This is a genomic window from Streptococcus infantis (genome assembly GCF_001579645.1).
GTDB lineage: Bacteria > Bacillota > Bacilli > Lactobacillales > Streptococcaceae > Streptococcus > Streptococcus infantis_E.
Genome location: NZ_KQ970818.1, coordinates 817,344 through 822,945, shown reverse-complemented (window position 1 = coordinate 822,945; position 5,602 = coordinate 817,344). Strand labels below are relative to the sequence as shown.

The 5,602-nt window shown below is 40.0% G+C and carries 5 protein-coding genes; all 5 read left to right on the top strand.

Annotated features, from left to right (window positions below):
- On the top strand, nucleotides 1-984 hold a 984-nt coding region (locus SINDD18_RS03930; protein WP_241497329.1), incomplete at its 5' end, for an aspartate-semialdehyde dehydrogenase.
- Nucleotides 985-1,034: 50 nt separating this feature from the next.
- Complete coding sequence (dapA, locus tag SINDD18_RS03925) at nucleotides 1,035-1,970, top strand: 4-hydroxy-tetrahydrodipicolinate synthase (RefSeq protein WP_061863161.1); 936 nt, start codon at nucleotides 1,035-1,037, stop codon at nucleotides 1,968-1,970.
- Nucleotides 1,971-2,076: 106 nt separating this feature from the next.
- Nucleotides 2,077-2,934, top strand: a complete 858-nt coding sequence (dprA, locus tag SINDD18_RS03920) for a DNA-processing protein DprA (RefSeq protein ID WP_153014410.1) — start codon at nucleotides 2,077-2,079, stop codon at nucleotides 2,932-2,934.
- A 118-nt stretch (nucleotides 2,935-3,052) separates the two neighbouring features.
- Nucleotides 3,053-5,140 (top strand): type I DNA topoisomerase, encoded by a 2,088-nt coding sequence (gene topA / locus SINDD18_RS03915; protein ID WP_061863159.1) that lies wholly within the window; start codon nucleotides 3,053-3,055, stop codon nucleotides 5,138-5,140.
- 103 nt (nucleotides 5,141-5,243) lie between these two features.
- Nucleotides 5,244-5,602 (top strand): YbaN family protein (locus SINDD18_RS03910; RefSeq protein ID WP_061863158.1); only part of this gene is annotated, 359 nt, incomplete at its 3' end.

Below are 5,602 nucleotides of genomic sequence, written 5' to 3'. Positions count from 1 at the left end.
ATTCGTTACCTTGCGTCTGCACGTTCTGCAGGTAAGGTCTTGCAATTCAAAGGTCAAGATGTGACCATCGAAGAAACAACAGAAGACGCTTTTGAAGGGGTTGATATTGCTCTCTTCTCAGCTGGTGGATCAACTTCTGCAAAATATGCACCCTATGCTGTTAAGGCAGGCGCAGTCGTCGTAGATAACACTTCTTATTTCCGTCAAAATCCAGATGTACCATTGGTTGTTCCTGAAGTGAATGCCCACGCCCTTGATGCTCACAACGGAATTATCTCTTGTCCTAACTGTTCAACAATTCAAATGATGGTGGCTCTTGAGCCCGTCCGTCAAAAATGGGGCTTGGACCGTATCATCGTATCAACTTATCAAGCAGTTTCAGGTGCTGGCATGGGAGCTATTCTTGAAACCCAACGTGAGCTTCGTGAAGTCTTGAATGACGGTGTGAATCCGCGTGATTTGCATGCGGAAATCTTGCCTTCAGGTGGCGATAAGAAACACTATCCAATTGCCTTCAATGCTCTTCCGCAAATTGACGTCTTCACTGATAATGACTACACTTACGAAGAGATGAAGATGACCAATGAAACCAAGAAAATCATGGAAGACGAGAGCATTGCAGTATCAGCAACATGTGTACGTATTCCAGTTTTGTCAGCTCACTCTGAGTCAGTCTATATTGAAACAAAAGAAGTAGCACCAATCGAAGAAGTGAAAGCTGCTATTGCTGCCTTCCCAGGTGCAGTTCTTGAAGACGATGTTGCTCACCAAATCTATCCTCAAGCAGTTAATGCTGTTGGTTCACGTGATACTTTCGTTGGACGTATCCGTAAAGACTTGGATGCAGAAAAAGGTATTCATATGTGGGTGGTTTCTGATAACCTTCTTAAAGGTGCTGCTTGGAACTCAGTTCAAATCGCTGAGACTTTACATGAACGTGGTCTAGTTCGCCCAACAGCTGAATTAAAATTTGAATTGAAATAATGTGTAGGAGTTCTTTTGAACTCCTTCTTTAAAATAGAAAGGTGTTTTGTATGTCTTATCAAGATTTAAAAGATTGTAAAATTATCACAGCCTTTATTACTCCTTTTCATGAAGATGGCTCTATCAATTTCGATGCCATTCCAAAGTTGATTGAACATTTATTGGCTCATCATACAGATGGAATTCTCCTAGCAGGGACAACTGCTGAGAGTCCGACTCTAACTCACGATGAGGAGTTGCAGTTGTTTGCGGCTGTTCAAAAGGTTGTCAATGGCCGTGTTCCTTTAATTGCCGGTGTTGGTACCAATGACACACGTGACTCTATCGAATTCGTCAAAGAAGTAGCAGAGTTTGGTGGTTTTGCAGCTGGTCTTGCGATTGTTCCTTACTATAACAAACCATCCCAAGAAGGTATGTATCAGCACTTTAAAGCAATTGCAGATGCCTCTGATTTGCCAATTATTATTTATAACATTCCAGGTCGTGTAGTTGTTGAAATGACTCCAGATACCTTACTTCGTTTGGCAGAACATCCAAATATTATCGGTGTCAAAGAATGTACCAGTCTTGCCAATATGGCTTACTTGATTGAGCATAAACCAGAAGAATTCTTGGTTTATACTGGTGAAGATGGAGATGCCTTCCATGCTATGAATCTTGGTGCCGATGGGGTTATTTCTGTTGCTTCCCATACAAATGGAGATGAGATGCATGAAATGTTTACTGCAATCGAAGAAAGTGATATAAAGAAAGCGGCAGCTATTCAACGTAAATTTATTCCTAAAGTCAATGCTCTCTTCTCTTACCCAAGTCCAGCACCTGTTAAGGCAGTACTCAACTATATGGGATTCGAAGCAGGTCCAACTCGTCTACCTTTGGTTCCTGCGCCTGAAGAGGATGCTAAACGCATTATCAAGGTTGTTATTGATGGGGACTACGAAGCAACCAAGGCAACTGTCACTGGAGTCCTTCGCCCTGATTACTAAGATAACTAATATAAAAAACTTTCTAAACAAGTAAAATTGTTGGGAAGTTTTTTTCTTTTTCTACGAATAAATAGATAGAGAGAAAAACAAGGAGTCTATCATGAAAATTAAGATTGATAATTTTGAGATTTATAAGTTGAAACAAGCAGGTTTAAGTAATCAACAGGTTTTAAAGGTACTTCAATATGGAGAAATCTATGATCAAGAATTAACCCTAGAAACGATAGCAGAAGTATCTGAGTGTAGAAATCCAGTAGTTTTTATGGAACGTTACCATAAACTCACCTTTGAAAGTATGGAGAGATTAAGAAGTGACTTTGAAAAATTTCCCTCATTTTCAATTCTGGACGATGTTTATCCCTTTGCTCTCAGTGAAATCTATGATGCTCCAGTATTGTTATTTTATAAGGGCGATTTAAATCTTTTAAAGTTACCTAAGATTGCGGTTGTAGGCAGTCGCTCTTGTAGTCAAACAGGAACAAAATCGGTCCGTAAGGTTATTGAAGAATTAGAGAATGAGTTGGTGATTGTGAGTGGGCTTGCTAGAGGGATTGATACTGCAGCGCATATGTCTATACTTCAAGGTGGTGGAAAAACCATTGCAGTCATTGGGACTGGCTTAGATGTCTATTATCCGCGTTCTAATAAACGACTGCAGGACTACATCGGTGAATATCATTTGCTCCTGAGTGAGTATGGACCTGGCGAAGAACCCTTGAAATATCATTTTCCAGCGCGAAATAGGATTATTGCTGGTCTATGTATGGGTGTCATTGTTGCTGAGGCAAAGATGAGATCTGGTAGTTTGATTACCTGTGAGCGAGCTATGGAAGAAGGAAGGGATGTTTTTGCTATTCCAGGGAGCATTTTAGATGGTCGTTCAGATGGTTGTCATCACTTGGTTCAAGAAGGTGCAAAACTTGTTTCAAGTGGTCAGGATGTGCTAGCAGAATTTGAATTTTAAGAACTAGCAAGGTTTTATCGGTTAAACTTTTCTTCTATATATAGGAGTTAAGTCTTGACAGGTTTTTAAAAATGGTTTACACTTTATAAAGTTTATTACTTTGAAAAGGTGTGATACTGTGGCTACGGCAACAAAGAAGAAAAAATCAACAGTTAAAAAAAATCTAGTAATCGTGGAGTCGCCTGCAAAGGCTAAAACGATTGAAAAATACCTGGGTAGAAATTATAAGGTTTTAGCCAGTGTTGGTCATATTCGTGATTTGAAAAAATCCAGTATGTCAGTCGATGTAGAAAATAATTATGAACCCCAATATATCAATATTCGTGGGAAAGGTCCTCTGATCAATGACTTGAAAAAAGAAGCTAAAAAAGCCAATAAAGTCTTTCTCGCAAGTGACCCGGACCGCGAAGGAGAAGCAATTTCTTGGCATTTAGCTCATATTCTTAATCTAGATGAAAATGATGCTAACCGTGTTGTTTTCAACGAGATTACCAAGGATGCAGTAAAAAATGCCTTTAAAGAACCTCGTAAGATTGATATGGATTTGGTGGATGCCCAACAAGCCCGTCGTGTCTTGGACCGCTTGGTAGGTTATTCCATTTCACCAATTTTATGGAAAAAGGTCAAAAAGGGCTTGTCAGCTGGCCGTGTTCAGTCTGTTGCTCTCAAGTTAATCATTGACCGTGAAAATGAGATCAATGCTTTTCAACCGGAAGAATATTGGACTATTGATGGAGTCTTCAAAAAGGGGACTAAGCAATTCCAAGCATCCTTCTATGGAATGAATGGCAAGAAGATGAAATTGACAAGCAATGAAGAGGTCAAAGAAGTCTTGTCTCACCTGACCAGCAAAGACTTTACAGTCGATCAGGTGGATAAAAAAGAGCGCAAACGTAACGCTCCACTCCCTTATACTACCTCAACTATGCAGATGGATGCAGCTAATAAAATCAATTTCCGTACTAGAAAGACCATGATGGTTGCCCAGCAACTCTATGAAGGGATTAATATTGGTACGGGCGTCCAAGGTTTGATAACCTATATGCGTACTGACTCGACTCGTATCAGTCCAGTTGCTCAAAATGAAGCTGCAAACTACATTAACGAACGTTTTGGCAGTAAGTATTCTAAGCATGGCAGCAAGGTAAAGAATGCGACTGGTGCACAGGATGCCCATGAGGCTATCCGCCCATCAAGTGTTTTCAATACACCTGAAAAGATTGCTAAGTACTTGGATAAAGACCAACTCAAACTCTATACCCTTATCTGGAACCGTTTTGTAGCGAGTCAGATGACGGGTGCTATCTTTGATACCATGGCTGTGAAACTGTCTCAAAATGGAGTTCAATTTGCAGCAAATGGTAGCCAGGTTAAGTTTGATGGTTACTTGGCCATTTACAATGACTCAGATAAGAATAAGATGTTGCCGGATATGGCAGTTGGTGATGTCGTCAAGCAGGTCAATAGTAAACCTGAGCAGCACTTCACTCAACCACCAGCCCGATATTCGGAAGCAACACTGATTAAGACCTTGGAAGAAAATGGAGTTGGACGTCCATCAACTTATGCACCAACCATTGAAACCATCCAAAAGCGCTATTATGTCCGCCTTGCAGCCAAGCGTTTTGAACCGACTGAATTGGGAGAAATTGTTAACAAACTGATTGTTGAGTACTTCCCTGATATTGTCAATGTGACCTTTACAGCTGAAATGGAAAGAAAACTTGATGATGTCGAGGTCGGAAAAGAACAGTGGCAACGTGTTATCGACGCCTTTTACAAACCATTCTCTAAAGAGGTTGCCAAAGCCGAAGAGGAGATGGAAAAAATCCAAATCAAGGACGAGCCGGCAGGATTTGATTGTGAAGTATGTGGCAGTCCTATGGTGATTAAATTAGGCCGCTTTGGTAAATTCTATGCTTGTAGTAATTTCCCAGATTGCCGTCATACACAAGCAATCGTGAAAGAAATTGGTGTCGAATGCCCAAGCTGTCATCAAGGTCAAATCATCGAACGCAAAACCAAACGTAATCGTATTTTCTATGGATGCAATCGTTATCCAGAGTGTGAATTCACTTCTTGGGATAAACCTGTTGGACGAGATTGTCCAAAATGTGGCAACTTCCTCATGGAGAAAAAAGTCCGTGGTGGCGGTAAGCAGGTTGTTTGTAGCAATGGTGATTACGAAGAAGAAAAAATCAAATAAAATGAGTCCTGAAATTAAATTTCAGGCTCTTTTTAGTTGAAGCTTGACAAAATTCATCATTGTATGCGAAACTAGAAGAAGATTATTTTAACTAGGAGAAGTTATGCGTATTATCTATCTGATTATTGGATTTCTGTCATTAGCTCTGGCTATTGTTGGAGTTGTTTTGCCCTTGTTGCCTACGACTCCTTTTCTTCTGTTGTCTATTGCTTGTTTTTCCAGAAGTTCCAAGCGTTTTGAAGATTGGCTTTATCATACCAAACTTTATCAGACTTACGTAGCGGACTTTCGTGAGACCAAGTCTATTGCGCGTGAGCGTAAGAAAAAAATTATCGTATCTATTTATATCTTGATGGGAATTTCCATTTACTTTGCTCCCCTTTTACCCGTCAAAATCGCTCTAGGAGCTTTGACAATTTTTATTACCTATTATCTTTTTAAAGTAATTCCTGATAAAGAATA

Coding starts and splice junctions, on each gene's coding strand:
- dapA (WP_061863161.1), top strand. CDS start 1,035: ATGTCTTATCAAGATTTAAAAGATTGTAAAATTATCACAGCCTTTATT.